Genomic DNA, 22,007 nt, shown 5'->3' with positions numbered 1-22,007 from the left:
GGCCACAAGCATGCTTCTGGCCCCACCACCGGGGCGCGGACCTGCCTCGGTCGGAGGACGCGGGGGCGCGCGCTCGGGCGGGGTGCGGCACGATCTTCGGTGACCAGCACGTCCGTCGAAGAAGGAGCCACCGTGGCGCACAGCGTCTCCCACGCATCCGGCGCGTCGTCGGCCGCCCGCCCGGCGGGGACCGAGGAGCCGTCGGTCGGCACGCTCGTGCAGAGCGCGATGGCCGACGTCTCGACCCTGATCCGCGCCGAGGTCGAGCTGGCCAAGACCGAGATCAGCGGGTCGGCGAAGAGGGCCGGGATCAGCGTCGGGCTGTTCGCCGCGGCCGGCGTCCTCGTCGCCTTCGCCGCGATCTACCTGTTCATCACCGTGGCCGAGATCCTCGACATCTGGCTGTGGCGTTGGGCCGCCTTCGGCATCGTGACCCTCTTCCTCTTCCTGGTGGCGGGCGTCGCGGCGATGATCGGCCGGCGGATGCTCAAGAAGGTCGAGAAGCCCGAGCGGACCCTCGAGACCCTGCAGGACCTGCCCGACGTGCTGCACCGCGAGGCCCCGGGGCAGCGCCACCGCGCCGTGCCCGAGGTGAGCAACGGCAAGGTCGCCCTGCGGGGCAGCGAGTCGTACAAGCTCTGAGGACCGCGTGACAGTCCCGCCGGCCGGGCAGCCGGACGCGACCAGCGTCCTGCTCCCCGGCCCCTGGACCCACCGCGACATCTCGGCCAACGGCATCAGCCTGCACGTCGCCGAGGCCGGCGACGGGCCGCTCGTGCTGCTGCTGCACGGCTTCCCCCAGTTCTGGTGGACCTGGCGCGCCCAGCTCATCGGGCTGGCCGACGCCGGATTCCGGGCCGTCGCCGTCGACCTGCGCGGCTACGGGGCCAGCGACAAGCCGCCGCGGGGCTACGACCTGCCGACGCTGTCCGCCGACGCCGCGGCGCTGGTGCGGGCGCTGGGCGAGGAGGACGCCGTCGTCGTCGGGCACGACTGGGGCGGGCTGCTCGGCTGGACCATGGCCGCGCTGCACCCACGCACGGTGCGCCGGCTCGTCGTCCTGTCGATGGCGCACCCGCGCCGGCTGCGGGCCGCGATGACCGATCCGCGGCAGCGCCGCGCCTCGCGCTACGCCCTGGGGTTCCAGGTGCCGCGGCTGCCGGAGAAGCGGCTCACCCGAGCCGACGACGACCCGGTCGCCGACCTCATGCACCGCTGGGCCGGGCCGGAGTGGGCCCGGAGCGCCGACTTCGCGGAGGCTGTCGAGCGCTACCGCTCCGCGGCCCGCATCCCGCAGGCCGCCTACTCGGCGATGGAGTACCACCGCTGGGCGGGCCGCTCGCAGCTGCGGCCGGACGGGCTGCGGTACGCCCGCCGGATGGCGGCGCCGATCACCGCGCCGACGCTGCAGTTGCACGGCGGGGCCGACCCGTGCGTGCTGCCGGACACCGCCCGCGGCTCGGGCAGGTACGTGGCCGGCGCCTACGAGTGGCGGGAACTCCCCGGCCTCGGCCACTTCCTCCCCGAGGAAGCCCCCGACGAGGTCACCCGCGCCATCGCCGGGTGGGCGGCGTAGCGAGGGGGTCCTTCTACTCGCAGGGGCCGGTGGCCACTGCTGCTACGGCGTTCGCGCCGATGCCCGCGGCCTCGGCGACCTGCGGGCCGGTGAGCGCGTACCCGGTGTTCGGGTCGTCGATCGCCGAGGCGAAGACGACGCCGAGGACGGTGCCGTCGGGGGCGAACAGCGGTCCGCCGGAGTTGCCGGCCCGCACGGTGCCGTACAGCGCGTAGACGTCGCGGACGACGGTGCTCGAGTTGCGGAAGTCGGGGCCGCTGATCTCACCGCGGTCGCGGACGCGGGCCGCCCCGACGTACAGGTCTCCGCCCCCGGGGTAGCCCATGATGATCGCGTCGTCGCCGGCCTCGGCGACGCCGTCGGTGAAGGACAACGTCGCCTGGGGCAGCCCCGGCACCGCGAGGACGGCGACGTCGAGCGCCTCGTCGACGAAGACCGTCCGCGCGTCGTACTCCTCGCCCTCGGCCTGCACCGTCGGCTCGGTGACCCCGGCGAGCACGTGGGCGTTGGTCATCACCCGCTCGGTCGCGTACACGAACCCGGAGCCGTCGATCTGCCGCGAGCACGACGGCGCGACGCCCCGGATCTTCACGACCGATCCCTGCACCCTCGCGACCACCTCGCTGCCGGCGAGAGCGGGGTCGGGCGGGGGCACCTCGCGCACCCGCGTGGGGGTGAGCGGGTCGAGGACGTCGGGCAGGCCGCGCCGGTCGATGGCCTCGCGGAGGCTGTCGTAGACCGATCGCACGCTGCTGGGCACCGCGCTGTCGACGGCCTGGACCAGGGCCGACTGACGCACCTGGCCGGCCACCTCGGGGAACGGGGAGGTGGCCAGCGGCGAGGCCACCATCCAGGCCACCAGCAGCACGGCGACGGCGGAGACGACCGCGCCGGCGACCGAGTCGAGCATCTTCGCCGGTTCCCACGTCACCTGGCGGCGCACGGCCCGCCCGATCGCGCCGGCCAGGATCTGTCCCAGCAGCGCCCCGGCGAGGACGACGACGAGCGCGACGAACACCCGGGTGACGCTCGAGCCGTCGATGCTGTCGGCCACCGGGCCGGACAGCTGCGCTCCCACCACGGCACCGGCGAGGAAGCCGGCGATCGAGGTCGCCGAGACGAGCAGGCCCTGCCGGAAGCCCGACAGGGCGAACGTCAACGCCAGCACGATGAGGACGACGTCGACGAAGGACACGATCAGCCGTCCTGGCGGACGATCATCGTGCCGAACTGGCCCTGCGCGGTGTGGAACGTGCAGGTGAAGGGGTGCTCCCCCGGCACCGACACCTCGAACTCGATGGTCTTCTCCTGGCCCGGGCCGAGGAAGTCGACGCCGGCGTCGATGGCCTCGGGGCCCTCCCCCTCGTCGAACTCGAGGTTGTGCGTCATGTGGGTGGCCACGTTCCGCACGGTGAGCCGCACCGTCCCCGGTGCCACCGTGAAGCGGTCGGGGGTGAACTCGTAGTCGTCCTGGGTCTGGACGGTGACCTCCTGGACGCCGTCGGCCGCCACCGTCACCTCCCCGATGCCCTCGGGCACGGGGGCGGCGTCCCCACCGTTCCCGCCACCGTTGCCGTTCCCGCCGCAGCCGACGAGCAGCACACCGGCGGCAGCCACGACCGCCATCTTCCTCAGCGCCATCATCGGGGCGGAACCGTACGCGTCGGCGGACCGTCCGGCGCGGGATCGGCGACGGTCGGCGCGGCGGCGTCACCGGCCGGGTCGTCGTCGCCGGAGCCGGGCAGCGTGTACGGGCTCAGCCGGGGCGCGCCCATCGACCGCACGTCGCGGGTGTTCCACGGGCGCGCCAGCCCGGCGGCGTCCAGGATCGCGTCGACCAGCCCCGCGGTGAACCCCCAGATCTCCATGTCGGCGACGCCGAACGCCGGCCCGATGTAGCCCGACGGGTGCCGCAGCCGGTAGCGGTTGGCCGGGTCCACCAGGTCGTCGAGCGGCACCCGCGCCACCCGGGCGACCTCGTGCGGATCGCCGACGGTGACCTCGCGCGGGTCGTCCCACCAGCCGACGACGGGCACGACGAGCCGGTCCGACGGCGGCAGGTACAGCTCCTGCAGGGTCGCGAGCACCCGGACGCCCTCGGGGTCGATCCCGGCCTCCTCCTGCGCCTCGCGCAGCGCGGTGCCGATCGGGAAGTCGTCGCCGTGCTCGACGCCGCCGCCGGGGAAGGCCGGCTGGCCCGCGTGGGTGCGCAGGTGCGCGGACTTCTCGATGAAGACGAGGTCGGGCCCCACCGGCCCCTCGCCGAAGAGGATGAGCACCGCCGACTTGCGGGCGCTGGCCGCCGGCCGGGGCATCCGGCGGGCCAGCGGGAGGTCGTGCGCCCCGTCGAGGAGGCGGACCAGGTAGTCGGGCAGCCCGTCCGTGCCGGGCGGGCGCAGCGGTGCGCTCACACCTGCACCCCGAGGTGCTCGGCGACCAGGTCGTTCAGCTGGGCCACGGAGGTGACCGGCCTGGTCTGCACGTGCCGCAGCCCGCCGTCGGCGTCCACGAAGTAGGTGAAGGGGAGGGCGTTGAGCCCGAGTTCGGTCATCAGCTCGCCCTGCGGGTCGAAGGCGTGCGGGAACGCGGCACCGGACTCCACGGCGAAGGACTCCGCCTGCGACTGCCCGTCCTTGCTGATCACCCCGATGACGCGGACGCCGTCGCCGGCCTGCTCGGCGAACTCCTGCAGGACCGGCAGCTCCTCGCGGCACGGGACGCACCAGCTCGCCCACAGGTTGACCACGGTCGGCACTCCCGGCGCGCGACCGAGGTCGAGCTCCCCACCGCCCGGGCAGTCGAGCGCGACGGCCGGCATCAGCTCGGTGCCGCTCGACAGCTGCTCCGGCTGGTCCGGGCAGGCGCTCAGCGCGCTCCGCTCGGCGGGCGCCGGCTCGGGCTCGTCGGCGGTGCAGCCGGTCAGGAACAGGGCGGCGACGGCCGCCGCGGCCCACGCTGCGCGCATCACTCGGTGTCCGAGGCGGCCGGGGTCTTCACGAGCTTCATGGCCTCCTCCGGGTCGACCGGGCCGATGCCGAACGAGGGGCACCACTTCGCCAGGCCGCAGCCTCCGCAGGCCGCCTTCTTCGCGTGGCAGACGCGGCGGCCGTGGAAGATCACGCGGTGGGAGAAGTCGGTCCACTCCTTCTTGGGGATCAGCTCCGCGATCTCGGCCTCGACCTTGACCGGGTCCTCCTCCTCGGTCCAGCCGAAGCGCCGCACCAGCCGGCCGAAGTGCGTGTCGACGGTCAGCCCCGGGACGCCGAACGCGTTGCCGAGGACGACGTTCGCCGTCTTGCGCCCGACTCCCGGGAGCGTCACCAGATCGGCCATGCGGCCGGGCACCTCGCCGTCGAACCGCTCGACCAGCGCCTGCGACAGGCCCAGCACCGAGTTCGCCTTGGCGCGGAAGAACCCCGTCGGCTTGAGGATCGTCTCCAGCTCCTCGCGCTCGGCCCCGGCGAGGGCGACCGCGTCGGGGTAGCGGGCGAACAGCGTCGGCGTGACCTTGTTGACCATCTTGTCGGTGGTCTGGGCGGAGAGCACGGTGGCCACCAGCAGCTCGAAGGCGTTGGTGAAGTCGAGCTCGCAGTGCGCGTCGGGGTGGATGAGCGCCAGCTCGCGAGCCATCCGGCGGGCACGCCGGGTGCGGGCCAGCGGCGTCTCGGCGGGATCGTAGGGCGACGCCCCCGTGCGGGCCGCCACCGTGGGCCGGCGGGGAGGCGCCGGGATGGCGTAGTCCGGCGTCGGGGCAGGGGCTGACACGCTGTCGAGCGTAGGCGGCCCTGCTGACAGTGCCCGTTCGTGGGACCATCGACGGCGGACACGGCGGTCCGAGACGTACGAGCAGGCCCAGGAGGTGGTCGAGGTGGTCGCACTGAGCGTCATCCTCTTCCCCCCGCTGCTGATCGCCTTCCTCCTCGTCATGGAGCGGGTGGAGGAGCCCCTGCGCCGTCCCGCCTCGCCCCGCGAGGTCGACGAGTTCCTCGACACGGCGACCCCCGCCGAGGTCGACACCCTGGCCAGTTCCGGCCTGCGCCGCGCCCTCTTCCGCTGGCGCCGACGCCGTCGCGGTCGCCCGACGAGCAGCAATCCGCCCCTGGTCTGAGCAGGCCTGTGAGCCGGCCCACACGCCCGTAGGGGGGACGCCGCAGCCCACCGAACGGGTGACCAGCAGCACAGCCGCCTAGACTCCGACCGGACACGGGACGCCTCGCGCCCGTCGAGCAGCAGTGGGAGGACGTGCAGTGGACGAGCAGGTGCTGGCCCAATCGGGGCTCTTCCAGGGGATCTCGGAAGAAGCAGCGGCCCCGGTGATCAGCCGGCTCGAGGTCGTCACGCTGCCTCGGGGTCGGGTCGTCTTCAACGAGGGCGAGCCCGGCGACAGCCTCTACATCGTCATGAGCGGCAAGATCAAGCTCTCCCGTCGGGCACCGGACGGCCGCGAGAACGTGCTCGCCGTCATGGGCCCGTCGGACCAGTTCGGCGAGCTGTCGGTCTTCGACCCGGGCCCGCGGACGGCGACGGCGACGGCCGTGACCGACGTCCGGCTGGCGCACATGCCGCAGACGGTGCTCCGCCCGTGGATCGAGGCGCACCCGGAGATCGGCGAGCAGCTGCTGCGCGTGCTGGCCCGCCGCCTGCGCCGCACCAACGACTCGGTCGCCGACCTGATCTTCACCGACGTCCCCGGTCGCGTGGCCAAGGCGCTGCTGCAGATGGCCGACCGCTTCGGCAGCCGCGACAACGACGGGCTGCGCGTCAAGCACGACCTCACGCAGGAGGAGCTCGCCCAGCTGGTGGGTGCCTCCCGCGAGACGGTGAACAAGGCGCTGGCCGACTTCGTGCAGCGCGGCTGGATCCAGCTGCAGGGCAAGTCCGTCGTCGTCCTGGACGAGGACCGCCTCCGCCGCCGCGCACGCTGACGCCTTCCGTGTTGATCAGGTTTCCTGATCAACACGGGTCCTCCCTCGTGGTCGACCATGAGGGAGGACCCGGAACGACGAGGTAGGACGTCGCTCAGGACGGGAGCGGCGCGACCAGACGCACGCGGGTGCCGTCGGGGAGCAGCACCCAGCGGCCCTCGTCGTCCTGCTCGAAGCGGGGCAGGATCGGCTCGAGCGGGTCCGGCGGCGAGCCGGCCAGCGCGGAGGCGACGTCGGCGAACCGGCCCAGCTGCGAGAGCGTGTGCGACGTCGGCGGCAGCATCGGCCGGGTGCTCGCCAGGTGCTCCTGCAGCGCGGCGGCCGGCGAGAGCCACGCGGCCTCGTCCGCCTCGCCGGAGACGTCCCGCGCCTCCTGCCCGGCCGGCAGCGCGGCCACGAAGAACTTCGTGTCGTAGCGCCGCGACTCCATCGGCGGGGTGATCCAGTGCGCGAACGGCCGCAGCAGGTCCGAGCGCAGCACCAGCCCCCTGTCGGCGAGCAGCTCGCTCAGCGACAGCTCCCGGCTCAGCAACGCCTGCCGCTGCTCCTCCCAGTCGTCCCCGCTCACGTCCGGGACGACGGTGCCCTCGGCGGGCCCGGCCAGCAGGACGCCGGCCTCCTCGAACGTCTCGCGCACGGCGGCGCACACCAGCTCGCGCGCCAGCGGCTCGTCACAGCCGAACGCCCTCGCCCACTCGGCCGGCGTCGGACCGGCCCAGCCGATCTCGATGTCGGCGTCGCGCGGGTCCACCCCACCGCCGGGGTAGGCGGTCATGCCCCCCGCGAACGGCATCCCCTTCGTGCGCCGCAGCAGGTAGACCTCCAGCCCCGACGCTCCGTCCCGGAGCAGCAGGACGGTGGCCGCCTGGCGGGGCTCGACAGCAGGTTCGGCGGGAGGCGGGGTCACGCGGACAGCTCGACGGTGAGCTCGACCTCGACCGGCGACCCGAGCGGCAGCTCCGCGACCCCGATCGCGCTGCGGGCGTGCTGCCCGGCCTCGCCGAAGATGGTCCCCAGCAGCTCGCTGGCCCCGTTGACCACGCGCGGCTGCCCGGTGAAGCCCTCGGCGCTGGCGACGTAGCCGACCACGCGGACGATCCGGGCCACCGAGTCCAGCCCCACCAGCTCGTCGATCGCGGCGAGGCCGTTGAGCGCGCACACCTTGGCGTCGGCCGCCGCCGCCTCGACGTCCACCGAGCCCCCGACCTTGCCGGTCCGGCGCAGCCCGCCGTCGACGAACGGCAGCTGGCCCGAGGTGAAGACCAACGAGCCGCTGCGCACCGCCGGCACGTAGGCCGCCACCGGCGCGGCCACCACCGGCAGCCGGATGCCGAGCTCGACCAGCCGGGCGTGCCAACCGCCGGGGGCGCTCACGCCGGTCGCTTGAGGTAGGCCACCAGCTGGTCGGTGCCGCCAGGGCCGGGGAGCACCGTCACGAGCTCCCACCCGTCGACACCCCAGGAGTCGAGGATCGCCTTCGTGTTGTGGATCAGCAGCGGGATGGTCGCGTACTCCCACCGCTGGCGCGCCGTCTCGGTCATGCCGCGACGCTAGCGCAGCCCCCCTCGTGACGTGCTGGAGCGGCCCTCCTGCAGGGCCCCGCCGTGAGCTCGCGAACGGCGGGGGGCAGCAGGGTCCTTCTAGGCTGGAGCGGTGAGCCCGGCCCCGTCGTCCCCACGCCTGCACGTCGTCTCGGGCAAGGGCGGGACGGGCAAGACCACTGTCGCCGCCGCCCTGGCCCTCGCGCTCGCGGCCGACGGCGGGCACGTGCTGCTCGTGGAGACCGAGGGCCGGCAGGGCATCGCCCAGCTCTTCGACACCGCGCCGCTGCCCTACGAGGAGCGCCGGGTCGCGGTCGCGCGCGGCGGTGGCGAGGTCAAGGCGCTCGCCATCGACACCGAGGAAGCGCTGCTCGACTACCTCGACATGTTCTACAACCTGCGCCGCGCCGGCCGGGCGCTGCGCAAGATGGGCGCCATCGACTTCGCGACGGCGATCGCACCGGGCCTCCGTGACGTGCTGATCACCGGCAAGATCAAGGAGGCGGTCACCCGCCGCACGGACAGCCGGCACGTCTACGACGCCGTCGTCGTCGACGCTCCGCCGACCGGCCGGATCACCAGGTTCCTCGGCGTGACCGGGGAGATGTCGCAGCTCGCGCGCTCCGGGCCGATCCGGACCCAGAGCGACGGCGTCATGGCCGTGCTGCGCTCGCCGCAGACGGCCGTGCACCTGGTCACCATCCTCGAGGACATGCCGGTGCAGGAGACCGCCGACGCGATCGAGGAGCTGACCAAGGCGGACCTGCCGGTGGGGTCGGTCATCGTGAACATGGCGACCGACCCGGTGCTCCCGCCGGCCGAGCTCGCCCGCGCAGCCCGCGGCGAGCTCACCGCCGACGACCTGCTCCCGGGCCTGACCGCCGCCCACCTCCCCGGCGGGCGGGAGCTCGCGGCCGCGCTCGCGGCCGAGGTCACCGAGCACGCCGAGCGGTGGTCCGGCCAGGACGCGCTGCGCTCCCGGGTGGAGGCGCTGGGGCGCCCGACCGTCGAGCTGCCACTGCTCCCCGGCCCGATGGACGTCGGGCTGCTGTTCGAGCTGGCCGCGCTGCTGGAGGACCACCTCGGCGCGCAGACCGGCACCCTCGCCCGGGCGGCCGGGGGGACGGCGTGAGCGCGCGCCCCCTGGACCTGCAGGGGCTGATCACCGACCCCGACACCCGGATCGTGGTCTGCTGCGGCGCCGGCGGGGTGGGCAAGACGACGACGTCGGCCGCGCTGGCACTGGCCGCGGCCGAGGCCGGGCGCACCGTCGTCGTCCTCACCATCGACCCGGCCCGCCGGCTGGCCCAGTCGCTCGGCCTGACCGAGCTCGACAACGAGCCGCGGCGGGTCGACGTCGACGGGGCCGACGGCGAACTGCACGCGATGATGCTGGACATGAAGCGCACCTTCGACGACATCGTCGTGGCGCACTCGACCCCCGAGCGGGCCGAGCAGATCCTCGAGAACCCCTTCTACCAGGCGCTCTCCTCCTCCTTCTCCGGGACGCAGGAGTACATGGCGATGGAGAAGCTCGGGCAGCTGCGGTCCAGCGAGAAGTGGGACCTGATCATCGTCGACACCCCGCCGTCGCGGTCGGCGCTGGACTTCCTCGACGCCCCGAAGCGGATGGGCCGGTTCCTCGACGGCACGATGATCCGGCTGCTCATGGCGCCCAGCCGCGCCGGCTTCAAGTTCGCCAGCGCCGGGTTCCTGCTGTTCAGCCGGATCGTCTCGAAGATCCTCGGTGGGCAGCTGCTGCGGGACATCTCCGCCTTCGTCGCGGCGCTGGACACCATGTTCGGCGGCTTCCGCGAGCGGGCGACGGCGACCTACGAACTGCTCCGCCGCCCGGGCACGTCGTTCGTGGTGGTGGCCTCCCCCGAGCCCGACGCGCTGCGCGAGGCCTCCTACTTCGTGGACCGGCTCTCGGCGGAGGGCATGCCCCTGGCCGGGCTGGTGCTGAACCGCACCCACCCGCCGGCCACCGCGGCGCTCTCCGCGGAGCGGGCCGAGGGCGCGGCGGAGGAGGTGCTGGAGGCCGGTCGCCCCGACGCCCCGCTGGTCGCCGCGGCGCTGCGGGTGCACGCCGAGCGGATGGGGCAGGCCGCCCGCGAGCAGCACCTCGCGGACAGGTTCACCAGCGCCCACCCGGAGGTCGCCGTCCGGACGGTTCCCGCGGCGGCCGGTGACGTGCACGACCTGCCGGGCCTGCGGACGATGGCCGAGGCGCTGACCGGCGCCGACGCGGACACCCCGACCGGGACCCCGCGGACGCGGATCCTGCCCGCGCGCCGCGCCTGACGGCGGCGTCGCGGAGGCCGCGCGCCGTACGCTGGGCGGCGATGTCGGAGAACGCCCGTATCCAGACCCGTGTGCTCGCCAAGCTCGCCCTGACGATCGTCGTCGCCGGCGTGCTGCTGGCGGGCCTCCTGCTGCCCTGGGTCGGGGGCGGCGGGCTCGTCGCCCGCAACTCCGCGGACCTGCTCGACGCGCTCCCGGTGGAGCTCACCGACGCCACACCGGCAGGCCCGACGAAGGTGCTCGCCGCCGACGGGCAGCTGATCACCAACCTGTACGAGAAGAACCGCACGCCGGTCGCCTCCGACCAGATCGCCGACGTCATGAAGCAGGCGCTGGTGGCCATCGAGGACTCGCGGTTCTACGAGCACAACGGCCTGGACGTGCAGGGCACGATGCGCGCGCTGGTGAAGAACCTGGCCGCCGGCTCGGTGCAGGAGGGCGGCTCCACGCTCACCCAGCAGCTGGTCAAGCAGACGCTCCTGCAGACGGCCGACTCCCCCGAGGCGCGGAACGCCGCCACCGAGCAGACGCCGGCCCGCAAGCTGCGCGAGGCCCGGCTGGCGCTGGCCCTGGAGGAGACCTACGACAAGGACGAGATCCTCACCCGGTACCTGAACATCGTGTACTTCGGGAAGGGCGCCTACGGCATCCAGGCCGCCGCCCAGCAGTACTTCAGCACGAACGCCTGGGACCTCACCCTGCCGCAGGCGGCGATGCTGGCGGGGCTCGTGCAGCGCCCCTTCTACGACGACCCCATCGACAACCCGGAGAACGCCCAGCTCCGGCGCAACGTGGTGCTGCAGCGGATGCTGGACCTCGGGTACATCGACGAGCAGCAGTACACCGAGATCGCGCCGACGCCGGTCGAGGTCGCGCCGGGCATCGCGCCGCCCAACGGCTGCATCGACGCCACGATGGGCGGCTTCTTCTGCGCCTACACCCTCGAGTACCTGGTCCGGGAGCTCGGGCTCACCGACCGGCAGCTGAAGACCGGCGGGCTGACCATCCAGACCACCCTGCGCCCCGACATGCAGGTCGCCGGTGACCAGGCGGTGCTCAACACCCTGTCGATGGGCAACTCGCTCGCCGGCATGTACACCGCGCTGGAACCCGGCACGGGCAACCTGCTGGCGATGAGCGTCAACCGGCGCTTCGGCTGCGAGGGACCCGAGTGCGAGTCGGTCATCCTCAACGCGCGGGCCAGCCAGGGCGCGGGCTCGACCTACAAGGTGTTCACCGCAGCCGCCGCACTGGCCGAGGGCTACGCGCCCAGCCACACGATCACGACCCCGAACACGTACTCGTCCCGGGTGTTCAAGCAGAACGGTGGCACCCGCGGCGCGCCGTACACCGTGTCCAACGTCGGGAACTACCCGAACACCCTGGACATGACCGGCGCCCTGGTCCGGTCCTCCAACACCTACTTCCTGGCGCTCCTCGACCAGCTCGGCAGCGTGGAGAAGCCGGTGCGGATGGCGCAGGCCATGGGGCTGCACTCCATCGACCCCGTCGCCGACGAGATCATCGACGGTCGACAGGGCTCCTTCGTGCTGGGTCCGCACGCGACGAGCCCGCTCGACCTCGCCAGCTCGTTCAGCACGATGGCGGCCAGCGGCACCCAGTGCGACCCGACGCCGATCGCCGGCGTCCTCGACCGCAACGGGAAGCCGCTGGAGAAGGACGACGGCACGCCGGTCTGGGACGGCAACGAGTGCACCCCGGAGGCGATCCCGCAGGGAGTGGCCCGGACGCTCAACCAGATCCTCATCGGTGACGTCAGCAGCCCTGCGGGGACCGGCACCCGGGCCGCCGTCCCCGGCCACGAGATCGCCGGCAAGACGGGTACCTCGCAGAACAACTTCTCGGCGGCCTTCGTCGGGTACACCCCGCAGTACGCGGCCAGCGTGATGGTGCTCAACCCGAAGTCCAACCAGGACGTCGGCGGCTACGGCGGGGGCAAGCCGGCCACGATCTGGCACGACGCCATGGCGCCGATCCTCACCGCGCAGGAGCCGGTGCCGTTCCCGCCGGCCGACCCCGAGGTCGTGCGCGGCCGGAGCGTGCCGGTGCCGGACTGCGCCTCGGTGACCCAGTGCGAGGAGCTGATCCGGGCGGCCGGCCTGCAGACGAGCGTCGTCGAGGTCGAGAACGATGCCCCGCAGGGCACGTTCCTGGGCACCAGCCCGGGCGCCGGCGTGGAGGCCTACGGCAACGAGCCGGTGCAGATCCTGGTCAGCAGGGGCCCGCGGATCATCGTCGAGACGATCCCGGAGCCCGAGCCGGAGGTCGTCGTCGTGCCGCCGGGGCCCGGTCCCGGGCAGGGCGGCGGAGGCGGACCCGGCCCCGGTAACGGGGGCGGGCCGCCGAACCAGGGCGGCGAACCGGCGCCCGACGACCCGTTCGGCGAGGGCTTCCCCTTCGACTGATTCAGGCCAGCTGGCGGCGGACCTCCGCGGCCACCCGGCCGCCCTCGGCCCGGCCGGCCACCGCGGCGTTGGCCGCGCCCATGACCTTGCCCATGTCCTTCATGCCCGAGGCGCCGGTGCGGGTGATGACGTCGGCGACGAGCGCGGCCAGGTCGGCGTCCTCGAGCTGGGCCGGGAGGTAGCCGGCGAGCACCTCGCCCTCGGCCTCCTCGCGGGCGGCCTGCTCCGCGCGGCCGGCGCCGGCGAAGGCCTCGGCGGCCTCGCGGCGCTTCTTCGCCTCCCGGCGCACGACCGCCTGCACCTCGTCGTCGGAGAGCTCGCGGGCCTCCTTGCCCGACACCTCCTCGGCGCTGATCGCCGTCAGCACCATGCGCAGGGTGGCGGTGCGCAGTTCGTCACGGGCCTTCATGGCGGTGGTCAGGTCATCGCGCAGCTGCTTCTTCAGGTCGGGCACGGTCCCAGCCTGGCACGGCGCGCACCGAGCGCGCGCCCGTAGGCTCCCGGACGTGCGCTGGTACACCGCCGTCCCCACCGCCGTCCCCACCGCCGTCATCGCCACGGGCGCCGGCGCGCTCGCCTACGCGAGCCTCTACGAGCGCACCCGCTGGACCCTGCGGCGCTTCGAGGTGCCGGTGCTCGCACCCGGCTCCGCGCCGCTGACGATCCTGCACCTCTCCGACCTGCACATGACCGCGGGCCAGCGGTCCAAGCAGGAGTGGGTCGCCGGCCTCGCGGCGCTGGAGCCGGACCTGGTGATCAACACCGGCGACAATCTGGCCGGGTTCGACGCCGTCCCCGGCACGCTGCGGGCGCTCGATCCGCTGCTGGACCGGCCGGGCGCCTTCGTGCTGGCCAGCAACGACTACTACGCGCCGCGGCCGAAGAACCCGCTGAAGTACTTCTTCCCCGACCACAAGCGGGTGCACGGCACCGAGCTGCCCTGGCGCGACCTGCGCGACGGGATGGCCGACCGCGGCTGGCTCGACCTCACCAACGCCGCCGGCGAGCTCGTCGTCGGCGGACGGCGGATCGTGTTCGCCGGCGTCGACGACTCGCACCTGCACCGCGACAGGTACGACGTCGTCGCCGGGCCGGCCGACCGGGACGCCGATCTGCGGCTGGGCCTGGCCCACTCCCCCGAGCCGCGGGTGCTCGACAGGTTCGCCGCCGACGGCTACGACCTGCTGCTCTGCGGGCACACCCACGGCGGCCAGCTGCGGGTGCCGTTCTACGGGGCGCTGGTCACCAACTGCGGCATCGACCGGGAGCGGGCGCGCTGGCTGCACCGCTGGGCGGCACCGGCGGACGGCCGCCCGAACGGCACCTGGCTGCACGTCTCGGCGGGGCTGGGCACCAGCCCCTACGCCCCCGCTCGGTTCGCCTGCCCGCCCGAGGCAACCCTGCTCACGCTCACCGCGCGCCCCGCCTGAGCCCGCCGCCTGCCCCCGCGAGGAGGAGCGTTAGACTCGACCAGCGCACCTCGGGGTGTGGCGCAGCTTGGTAGCGCGCGTCGTTCGGGACGACGAGGCCGCAGGTTCAAATCCTGTCACCCCGACCAGTTGCTCAGGGGCCGCCGATGGCGGCCCCTGAGTCGTTCCCGGCCCGGTTCACCCGCCTGGGACCATGGACGTCGTGACCACCGAGCAGACTGCCTCCTCCGCCCTTCCGCCCGAGGTGACCGCCCGCTGGCAGGCCCGGTTCCGGGCGCCGCGCGTCTCGCTGCCCGACTGGGCCTTCGACGCCCCGCACCGCAACCTGTACAGCTCCGACGTCAGCGGCGTCGTCGAGCAGTACGCGTGGGACCGCTCGACCGGCACCCACCGGCAGGTCACCGACCGGCCCAACGGCACGCTCATCGGCACGCTCAGCCCCGACGGCGAGACCATCTGGTGGTTCGCCGACACCGACGGCGACGAGTTCGGCGTCTGGATGACCCAGCCCTTCGACGGCGGGGAGGACGACGTCGCCGTCCCGGAGGTCGGCCCGGCCTACCCGGCCGGGCTGGAGATCGGCGACGACCTGGTCGCGATCGGCCGCTCGACCGACGACGGCAGCGAGCTGTGGCTCGCCCCGTTCGGGGGCACCCCGCGGGTGATCTACCGGCATCAGGACCCGGCGTCGGTCGACGCGCTCACCCACGACGGCGACCTGCTGGTCATCTCGCACTCCGAGCACGGCGACCCGCGCTACCCCGCGCTGCGCGTGCTCCGGACGTCGGACGACTCGGTCGTGGCGGAGAAGTGGGACGGCGAGGGCCGCGGCCTGCACGCCTCGGAGTTCGCGCCGCTGCCCGGCGACACCCGGCTGCTGGTCGGGCACGAGCGGCGCGGCCGCGAGGAGCTGCTCGTCTGGGACGTCGCCACGGACACCGAGACCGAGATCGTGCTGGACCTGCCCGGCGACGTCTCGGCCGGCTGGTACCCCGACGGTACGGCGCTGCTGGTCGGCCACGACCACGCGGCCCGCACCGAGCTGTACCGCTACGACCTCGGCACCGGGGCGCTGGAGAAGCTGGACACCCCGACCGGCGTCGTGCGCGGCGCCAGCACCCGGCCCGACGGCGCGGTCGAGCTCGCCTGGTCCAACGCGGAGCGGCCGCCGGTGATCCGCCGCGCGGACGGCCCCGTCGTCCTCTCGGTGAGCGAGGAGGAGCCCCCGGCGGCCTACCCGGTCGAGGACCGCTGGGTGCCCGGCCCCGGCGGTGACATCCACGCGCTCGTGGTGCGGCCCGCGGGCCCGGCCCCGTACGCGACGGCGTTCCTGGTGCACGGCGGCCCGGAGGCGGCCGACGACGACTCCTACCGCGCCCGGCGGGCCGCCTACGTCGACGCCGGCTACGCGGTGGTGCACGTGAACTACCGCGGCTCCACCGGCTACGGCTCGGCCTGGCGGGACGCGCTCACCGGCCGCCCCGGGCTCACCGAGCTGGAGGACATCGGCGCCGTCTACGACGCGCTGGTGGCCGAGGGCTTCGTCGACCCGCAGCGCGCGATCCTGTCCGGCGGGTCGTGGGGCGGCTTCCTCACCCTGCTCGGCCTGGGCACCCAGCCGGAGCGCTGGGCGGCGGGCATCGCCGAGGTGCCGGTGGCCGACTACCTGGCCGCCTACGAGGACGAGATGGAGGGCCTGCGGGCCTACGACCGCGCGCTGTTCGGCGGGTCACCGGACGAGGTGCGCGACGTCTACGTGCGCTCCTCGCCGATCACCTACGTGGACGCCGTCGCCGCGCCGGTGCTGGTGGTGGCGGGCGCCAACGACCCGCGCTGCCCGATCCGGCAGATCGACAACTACCTGGCCCGGCTCGAGCAGCTGGGCAAGCCGCACGAGGTGTACCGCTTCGACGCCGGGCACGGCTCACTGGTGATCGAGGAGACCATCCGGCAGGTCGAGGTCGCGCTCTCCTTCGCCCTCCGCCACGTCAAGCCCTAGCCCCTGCCGGGCCAAAAGCGTGCTTGTGGCCCCTTCAGCGCTGGGCGGCGATGAGCTCGGCGATCTGGATGGTGTTGAGCGCGGCGCCCTTGCGCAGGTTGTCGTTGCTCACGAACAGCGCCAGCCCGCGGCCGCCGTCGACGCTCTGGTCCTGCCGGATGCGGCCCACGTAGCTCGGGTCCTTCCCGGCAGCCATCAGCGGGTTCGGGACGTCGGCGAGCGCCACCCCGGGCGCGGCCGCGAGCAGCTCGGTGGCCCGCTCGACGCTGATCGGACGCTCGAACTCCAGGTTCAGCGAGAGCGAATGCCCGGTGAACACCGGCACGCGCACGCAGGTGCCGGAGACCCGCAGGTCGGGGATGCCGAGGATCTTGCGGCTCTCGTTGCGGAGCTTCTGCTCCTCGTCGGTCTCGAACGAGCCGTCGTCGACGACGGAGCCGGCCATCGGCAGCACGTTGAACGCGATCGGCGCGACGTAGGTCGCCGGGTCGGGGAAGGCCACCGCCTCGCCGTCGTAGGCGAGCGCGTCGGCCTTGTCGACGACGGCCTTCGCCTGACCGTGCAGCTCCCGCACGCCGGCCACACCCGAGCCCGAGACCGCCTGGTACGTGCTGGCGACGATCCGCACCAGCCCGGCCTCGTCGTGCAGCGGCTTGAGCACCGGCATCGCGGCCATGGTGGTGCAGTTCGGGTTGGCGACGATCCGGCCGTGCGCCTTGGCGATGTCGCCCGGGTTGACCTCGCTGCACACCAGCGGGATCTCCGGGTCGCGGCGGAACGCCGAGCTGTTGTCGATCACGGTGACCCCGGCCGCGGCGAAGCGGGGCGCCTGCGCCCGCGAGGTCGTGGCGCCGGCGGAGAAGAGCGCCACGTCCAGGCCGGTGGGGTCGGCGGTGGCGGCGTCCTCGACGGTGATCTCGCCGCCGTCCCAGGGCAGGGTGGTGCCGGCCGAGCGGGCCGAGGCGAAGAAGCGGACCGAGGCGATCGGCAGGTCGCGCTCGGCGAGGATCGACCGCATCGCGGCGCCGACCTGGCCGGTCGCGCCGACGATGCCGATGTGCAGGCCGTCGCTGGTACTCATCGTCCCGTCCCTCCGTAGACCACGGCCACGTCCTCCGAGCCGAGGTCGAACGCGTCGTGCACCGCGCGGACGGCGATGTCGACGTCGGTGTCGCGGCAGACCACGGAGATGCGGATCTCCGAGGTGCTGATCAGCTCGAGGTTGACGCCCGCGTCGGCGAGCGCCCCGAAGAAGCGCGCCGACACCCCGGGGTGCGAGCGCATGCCGGCGCCGACCAGCGACACCTTGCCGATGTGCTGGTCGAAGTCGACCCGGCTGAAGCCGACGGTGTGCTTGACCCGCTCCAGCGCCTCGAGCGCCGCCGGGCCGTCGCTCTTGGGCAGCGTGAAGGAGATGTCGGCCAGCTTCTCGGCGCCGATCGACACGTTCTGCACGATCATGTCGATGTTGATCTCGGCGTCGGCGAGCACCCGGAACAGCTGCGCCGCCTCGCCCGGGCGGTCCGGCACGTCGTAGACGGTGATCTTGCCTTCGGAGCGGTCGTGCGCGACGCCCGTGATGATCGCCTGTTCCACCGGGAGGTCCTCCATCGAGCCGGTCACGAGTGTGCCCGGGAACTGTGAGTAGGAGCTGCGGACGTGCACGGGGATGCCGTAGCGGCGGGCGTACTCGACGCAGCGGAGCATGAGCACCTTGGCCCCGGAGGCGGCGAGCTCGAGCATCTCCTCGTAGGTGATGGTGTCGAGCCGCTTGGCGTTGGGGACGATCCGCGGGTCGGCGCTGAAGACGCCGTCCACGTCGGTGTAGATCTCGCAGACGTCGGCGTTCAGCGCGGCGGCGACGGCGACGGCGGTGGTGTCGGACCCGCCGCGGCCCAGCGTGGTGATGTCCTTGGTGTCCATGCTGACGCCCTGGAAGCCGGCCACGATGACGATCGAGCCCTCGTCCAGCGCCGAGCGCAGCCGGCCCGGGGTGACGTCGATGATCCGCGCCTTGCCGTGGCTGCCGGTCGTGATGACGCCGGCCTGCGAGCCGGTGAACGACCGCGCCTCGTAACCGTGCGTGGAGATCGCGATCGCCAGCAGCGCCATCGAGATGCGCTCACCGGCGGTGAGCAGCATGTCGAGCTCGCGGCCGGGCGGGTTCTCGGTGATCTGGTTGGCCTGGTCGAGCAACTCGTCGGTGGTGTCACCCATCGCGGAGACGACGACGACGACGTCGTCGCCGTTCTTCTTCGCGGCGACAATCCGCTCGGCGACACGCTTCATGTGCTCTGCGGAGGCGACGGATGATCCGCCGTACTTCTGGACGACGAGGGCCACGGGTCCACAGGCTACCGACGTGCGGCGCCCGACCGGCGGCTGCGTCCGCCGCTGCCTGCGGAATGACGCCCCGGGACGAGCTGCGGCGTCCGACCCGGCCACCAGGTTCCTCCGTCGAACCTCGGTCTCTGCTTCCACCTGGAAGCAGAGCCCGAGGATGGCCGGGAAGTTTTCTGCTCCACGCTCGGTCTCCGCTTCCACCTGGAAACAGAGCCCGAGCATGGCCGGGATGTTTTCTGCACACAGTCGGTCTCTGCTTCCACCTGTGAGCAGAGCCCGAGGATCGCCGGGGGTGTTCTGCGCACAGTCGGTCTCTGCTTCCACCTGGAGGCAGAGACCGACTGTGTGCAGAACTGGTCACCCACCCCGGCGCGCCCCGTCCACAGATGGGTCGCCGGCCCGCCGCGGCAGGCCGGCCACCGGCACGCTCGGTGGCGTGACCCCTGCCTTCGACCTGTGTGGCGCGCTGCGCCGCATCCGCCGGGTCGCCGACCTGTCGCAGCGGGAACTCGCGGCCGCCGCGGAGCTGAGCAGCTCCGCCGTCGCCCACGCCGAGGCAGGCAGCCGTGACCTCCCGGTCGGGGCGCTGGCACGTGCGGCGGCGGTGGCCGGGCTGCGGATCGCCCTGCTGGACGGGGCGGGCGACGAGGTCGGCGGGATGCGCCCCGAGGCGGTGCGCGACCGCGGCGGCCGGCGCTTCCCCGCGCACCTGGACACCATGCTCAGCGAGGAGCGCGCCTGGCGCTGGGACCACCGGCCCCGGTTGCGTCGACCCACCTACACCTTCGACCGGCGCTCCGAGTGGGACGACCCCCGCAGCCGGGAGACCGGCAGGCCCGACGACCATCTCGTTCCGCAGCCAGGTGATGCGCCGGAGGAGCGAGCCCGCGCCCGGGCCGACGCGGCACGGCGACGGCGGGAGGCGGAACTCGAGCGCCGACGGGCGGCCGGTGAGCTGCCGACGGTCGCCCCCTTCGCCTGCAGCTGCCCGCCGGCGTGCGACGAGCTCGACGACTGGTCGGCCCGTCCGGTGCACGCCGAGCACTGCCCCTGCCGCTGCGACGTCGGCTGACGGCGCGGCCCCAGGAGCTAGACGACCGCCCCGTCGGAGCGCCGCACCGGCGACTTCGGGCGCTCGGCCGGCTCCACCTCGGGCGCCGGCCACCGCCGGTCGAGCGCGACGGCGAGGGGCACGGCGACCGAGATGGTCGAGATCGTCCCGGCCACGATGCCCAGCACGAGCGCGAGCGCGAAGTCCGACAGCGACTCCCCACCCAGGAAGAGCAGCGCCAGCAGCACCAGCAGGGTCGAGGCGCCGGTGTTCACCGTGCGCGGCAGGGTCTGCATCACCGCCTCCCCGGCCACCGTGGAGAAGGGGCGCCGGCCCGGGCCGCGCCAGGTCTCCCGGACGCGGTCGAAGACCACCACGGAGTCGTTGACCGAGTACCCGATCACGGTCAGGACGGCGGCGAGGAACACCCCGTCGGCGACCCGCCCGGTCCAGGCGAAGAACCCGACGACGATGGTCGCGTTCGCCGCCAGCGCGGCCACCGCACCGGCGCCGTAGGTCCAGCGGAACCGGATCGCGAGGTAGGCCAGCTGGGCGAGCAGTGCGATGCCCAGCGCGATGAGTGCGTTGCGCCGGAGCTCGTCGCCCAGCGTCGGGCCGATCAGCTCGTCGGAGACGACCTCGGCGCCACCCCCGGCCTCGGCCAGGGCGTCCCTGATCTCCTCCTGCTGCGCGTCGTCGATCGGTCCGGTGCGGACCCGGATGTCGCCACCGTCGGCCTCCTGCACGACCGCCGTCGGCTGCCCGGCGTCCGCGACGGCCTCGCGGGCGCGGTCGGCGGAGAGGGTCTGCTCGGTCGAGTACTGGATGCTGCGGCCACCGGTGAACTCGACGCCGAGGTCCAGGCCGCGCACGACGAGCCCGCTGCCGAGGAGCACGACGACCAGCAGCGAGCCGGCGAGCCAGCGCAGCGGGCGCGCGTACAGGTCGATGTCCCGAGCGGCCAGCCAGGTGCGTACCCGCCCCAGCGTGTGCAGCCCGGTGAGCTCCGGCCGGCGGGAGACCGAGCGGCGGGTGGCCGCGAACTCCGCCAGCGACCGGGTGATGACCAGGGCGGAGAACATCGAGGCGAGGACGCCGACGCTCAGCGTGACGCCGAAGCCGCGGACCGGGCCGGAGGCGAGGAAGAACAGCAGCCCGGCGGCGAGCAGGGTGGTGACGTTGGAGTCGGCGATGGCCGAGAAGGCCTTGCGGAACCCTGTCGTCACCGCCGCGCGCAGCGTGCGCTTGGGGAGGGCGAGCTCCTCCCGGGCTCGTTCGTAGACCAGCACGTTCGCGTCGACCGCCATGCCGACGGCGAGCACGAACCCGGCGAGCCCGGGCAGGGTGATCGTGGCGCCGAGCGTGAGGAGTGCGGCGTAGGAGATGAGCGCGTAGCAGACCAGCGCGACGATGGCGAGCAGGCCCATCAGCCGGTAGACCGTCACGATGAACAGCGCGGTCAGCACGACGCCGATCGCCACCGCCTGGACGCTCGCGTCGATCGCCGCGGCACCGAGGCTGGGGCCGACGGTCCGCTGCTCGATGACCTCGACCGGAACCGGCAGCGCGCCGCCCTCGACGAGCGCGGCGAGGTCCTGCGCCTCGTCCTGGGTGAACTGCCCGGTGATCCGCGTGTTGCCACCGGTGATGCCCACCCCGCAGCGGACGTCCGGGTTCACCGCCGGCGACGTGATCACCTCGCCGTCGAGCACGATCGCCACCCGGCGGGTCGGGTCGCCGGGCGGGGCGCAGGCGGCCTTCCCGGTGAGCTCCTCCCACGCCGTCCGCCCGCTGCCGGTGAAATCGACCGTCACGAACCAGCCGAGCGCCGACTGCAGGTCGACCGCCGCGTCGGCGGCCTCGACGCCTTCCCCGGTCAGCGCGGCCGGCGCGAGCCGCAGCGGTGTCCCGTCCTCGTCGGGGAGCGTGAGCTCGTCCTCGGGCCCGACCGCCTCGGGGTCCGTGGGCTCCGCCTCGGGATCAGCGAAGCCGAGCACCTCGTGGAAGGTGAGCTGGGCGGTGCGGCCGATGACCTCCACGGCCTCCCGGGGCTCCTGGAGACCGGGCAGCTCCACCACGATGCGGTTCTCGCCGGCCCGCACGATGGTGGGCTCGGCGACCCCCAGCGCGTCCACGCGGCGGCGGAGCACCTCCAGCGCGCGGTCGGTCGCCTCGGCATCGGCCTGGACCGTCGGGGTGTCCTGGGCCTCGAGCACGATCTGCGTGCCCCCACGCAGGTCGAGCCCCAGCGTCGGCGACGAGGTCAGGACGGCGGCGGTCGCCGCGATCAGCACGGCGAGGGAGATGAGCGCCCGCAGGAGTGGGCCGCGGTCGGGCGAGTTCGACGCCTTGGCGGTGCTCCGAGAGGAGGAGGCCACGCATGCACTCCGAGACATCGGGATCAGGGACAGC

The 22,007-nt window shown here is 73.6% G+C and carries 22 protein-coding genes and 1 tRNA gene; 11 read left to right on the top strand and 12 right to left on the bottom strand.

Annotation, left to right across the window (positions count from 1 at the left end):
- Window positions 1-132 precede the first annotated feature (132 nt).
- Window positions 133-642 (top strand): phage holin family protein, encoded by a 510-nt coding sequence (locus A6V29_RS18740; protein ID WP_137161717.1) that lies wholly within the window; start codon window positions 133-135, stop codon window positions 640-642.
- A 7-nt stretch (window positions 643-649) separates the two neighbouring features.
- The gene (locus A6V29_RS18735; RefSeq protein ID WP_137161716.1) at window positions 650-1,576 is read left to right on the top strand and encodes an alpha/beta fold hydrolase; all 927 of its coding nucleotides are present in this window, start codon (window positions 650-652) and stop codon (window positions 1,574-1,576) included.
- Between the two features lie 13 nt (window positions 1,577-1,589).
- Here A6V29_RS18735 and A6V29_RS18730 read toward each other — a convergent pair whose 3' ends face one another.
- From A6V29_RS18730 to nth, 5 genes are read right to left on the bottom strand one after another with little or no spacing between them, the layout of a single operon-like run.
- Window positions 1,590-2,771: a MarP family serine protease gene (locus A6V29_RS18730; protein ID WP_137161715.1), complete on the bottom strand. Its 1,182-nt coding sequence runs from the start codon at window positions 2,769-2,771 to the stop codon at window positions 1,590-1,592.
- A gap of 2 nt (window positions 2,772-2,773) precedes the next feature.
- On the bottom strand, window positions 2,774-3,220 hold the full coding sequence (locus tag A6V29_RS18725; protein ID WP_249933342.1) for a cupredoxin domain-containing protein: 447 nt from the start codon (window positions 3,218-3,220) through the stop codon (window positions 2,774-2,776).
- Entirely contained in the window at window positions 3,217-3,987 is a 771-nt protein-coding gene (locus A6V29_RS18720) for an NUDIX hydrolase (RefSeq protein ID WP_249933341.1), read from the bottom strand. Before A6V29_RS18720 ends, A6V29_RS18725 begins: the two co-directional genes overlap by 4 nt.
- Window positions 3,984-4,541: a TlpA family protein disulfide reductase gene (locus tag A6V29_RS18715; protein ID WP_137161714.1), complete on the bottom strand. Its 558-nt coding sequence runs from the start codon at window positions 4,539-4,541 to the stop codon at window positions 3,984-3,986. Before A6V29_RS18715 ends, A6V29_RS18720 begins: the two co-directional genes overlap by 4 nt.
- Window positions 4,541-5,341 carry an endonuclease III gene (gene nth / locus A6V29_RS18710; protein ID WP_249933340.1) on the bottom strand — a complete coding sequence of 267 codons (801 nt, stop codon included), beginning with the start codon at window positions 5,339-5,341 and terminating at the stop codon, window positions 4,541-4,543. The genes A6V29_RS18715 and nth overlap by 1 nt, the downstream gene beginning before the upstream one ends.
- Before the next feature lie 103 nt (window positions 5,342-5,444).
- Here nth and A6V29_RS18705 point away from each other — a divergent pair, with 103 nt between their 5' ends.
- Window positions 5,445-5,684 carry a hypothetical protein gene (locus A6V29_RS18705; RefSeq protein ID WP_137161712.1) on the top strand — a complete coding sequence of 80 codons (240 nt, stop codon included), beginning with the start codon at window positions 5,445-5,447 and terminating at the stop codon, window positions 5,682-5,684.
- A 139-nt stretch (window positions 5,685-5,823) separates the two neighbouring features.
- Window positions 5,824-6,501, top strand: a complete 678-nt coding sequence (locus A6V29_RS18700; protein WP_137161711.1) for a Crp/Fnr family transcriptional regulator — start codon at window positions 5,824-5,826, stop codon at window positions 6,499-6,501.
- Between the two features lie 94 nt (window positions 6,502-6,595).
- On the opposite strand, the gene A6V29_RS18695 is transcribed toward A6V29_RS18700, so the two are convergent.
- The 3 genes from A6V29_RS18695 to sp36 are packed head-to-tail and all read right to left on the bottom strand — an operon-like array spanning window position 6,596 to window position 8,042.
- Entirely contained in the window at window positions 6,596-7,408 is an 813-nt protein-coding gene (locus A6V29_RS18695) for an NUDIX hydrolase (protein ID WP_137161710.1), read from the bottom strand.
- Window positions 7,405-7,875: a RidA family protein gene (locus tag A6V29_RS18690; RefSeq protein WP_137161709.1), complete on the bottom strand. Its 471-nt coding sequence runs from the start codon at window positions 7,873-7,875 to the stop codon at window positions 7,405-7,407. Before A6V29_RS18690 ends, A6V29_RS18695 begins: the two co-directional genes overlap by 4 nt.
- Window positions 7,872-8,042, bottom strand: coding sequence for a Sp36 family protein (gene sp36, locus A6V29_RS21110; RefSeq protein WP_170977958.1), 171 nt, complete (start codon window positions 8,040-8,042; stop codon window positions 7,872-7,874). The genes A6V29_RS18690 and sp36 overlap by 4 nt, the downstream gene beginning before the upstream one ends.
- Window positions 8,043-8,154: 112 nt before the next feature.
- Here sp36 and bagA point away from each other — a divergent pair, with 112 nt between their 5' ends.
- From bagA to A6V29_RS18675, 3 genes are read left to right on the top strand one after another with little or no spacing between them, the layout of a single operon-like run.
- Complete coding sequence (bagA, locus tag A6V29_RS18685) at window positions 8,155-9,174, top strand: ATPase BagA (RefSeq protein ID WP_137161708.1); 1,020 nt, start codon at window positions 8,155-8,157, stop codon at window positions 9,172-9,174.
- Window positions 9,171-10,346: an ATPase BagB gene (bagB, locus tag A6V29_RS18680; RefSeq protein ID WP_137161707.1), complete on the top strand. Its 1,176-nt coding sequence runs from the start codon at window positions 9,171-9,173 to the stop codon at window positions 10,344-10,346. Before bagA ends, bagB begins: the two co-directional genes overlap by 4 nt.
- 41 nt (window positions 10,347-10,387) lie before the next feature.
- Complete coding sequence (locus tag A6V29_RS18675) at window positions 10,388-12,772, top strand: transglycosylase domain-containing protein (RefSeq protein ID WP_212719612.1); 2,385 nt, start codon at window positions 10,388-10,390, stop codon at window positions 12,770-12,772.
- A gap of 1 nt (window position 12,773) precedes the next feature.
- On the opposite strand, the gene A6V29_RS18665 is transcribed toward A6V29_RS18675, so the two are convergent.
- Window positions 12,774-13,226: a GatB/YqeY domain-containing protein gene (locus A6V29_RS18665; protein WP_137161706.1), complete on the bottom strand. Its 453-nt coding sequence runs from the start codon at window positions 13,224-13,226 to the stop codon at window positions 12,774-12,776.
- Between the two features lie 52 nt (window positions 13,227-13,278).
- Between A6V29_RS18665 and A6V29_RS18660 the strand changes: the two genes are divergently transcribed.
- The 3 genes from A6V29_RS18660 to A6V29_RS18650 all read left to right on the top strand — a co-directional run bounded on the left by A6V29_RS18660 (window position 13,279) and on the right by A6V29_RS18650 (window position 16,201).
- The gene (locus A6V29_RS18660) at window positions 13,279-14,202 is read left to right on the top strand and encodes a metallophosphoesterase (RefSeq protein ID WP_212719608.1); all 924 of its coding nucleotides are present in this window, start codon (window positions 13,279-13,281) and stop codon (window positions 14,200-14,202) included.
- Window positions 14,203-14,253: 51 nt separating this feature from the next.
- Window positions 14,254-14,330 (top strand) — tRNA-Pro (locus A6V29_RS18655).
- A 74-nt stretch (window positions 14,331-14,404) separates the two neighbouring features.
- Window positions 14,405-16,201 (top strand): S9 family peptidase, encoded by a 1,797-nt coding sequence (locus A6V29_RS18650; RefSeq protein WP_212719605.1) that lies wholly within the window; start codon window positions 14,405-14,407, stop codon window positions 16,199-16,201.
- Window positions 16,202-16,235: 34 nt separating this feature from the next.
- Here the strand turns inward: A6V29_RS18650 and A6V29_RS18645 are convergent, their stop codons facing one another.
- The gene (locus A6V29_RS18645; RefSeq protein WP_137161703.1) at window positions 16,236-17,282 is read right to left on the bottom strand and encodes an aspartate-semialdehyde dehydrogenase; all 1,047 of its coding nucleotides are present in this window, start codon (window positions 17,280-17,282) and stop codon (window positions 16,236-16,238) included.
- On the bottom strand, window positions 17,279-18,544 hold the full coding sequence (locus tag A6V29_RS18640) for an aspartate kinase (RefSeq protein ID WP_137161702.1): 1,266 nt from the start codon (window positions 18,542-18,544) through the stop codon (window positions 17,279-17,281). Before A6V29_RS18640 ends, A6V29_RS18645 begins: the two co-directional genes overlap by 4 nt.
- Before the next feature lie 436 nt (window positions 18,545-18,980).
- Here A6V29_RS18640 and A6V29_RS18635 point away from each other — a divergent pair, with 436 nt between their 5' ends.
- A complete protein-coding gene (locus A6V29_RS18635; RefSeq protein ID WP_137161701.1) occupies window positions 18,981-19,616 on the top strand; it encodes a helix-turn-helix domain-containing protein in 636 nt (211 codons plus the stop codon).
- A 17-nt stretch (window positions 19,617-19,633) separates the two neighbouring features.
- On the opposite strand, the gene secD is transcribed toward A6V29_RS18635, so the two are convergent.
- Window positions 19,634-21,973, bottom strand: coding sequence for a protein translocase subunit SecD (gene secD / locus A6V29_RS18630; RefSeq protein ID WP_212719602.1), 2,340 nt, complete (start codon window positions 21,971-21,973; stop codon window positions 19,634-19,636).
- Between the last annotated feature and the right edge of the window lie 34 nt (window positions 21,974-22,007).

The organism is Blastococcus sp. CCUG 61487 (assembly GCF_005222955.1).
In the GTDB taxonomy this organism is placed as follows: domain Bacteria; phylum Actinomycetota; class Actinomycetes; order Mycobacteriales; family Geodermatophilaceae; genus Blastococcus.
This window is presented reverse-complemented; position numbering and strand designations above follow the sequence as displayed.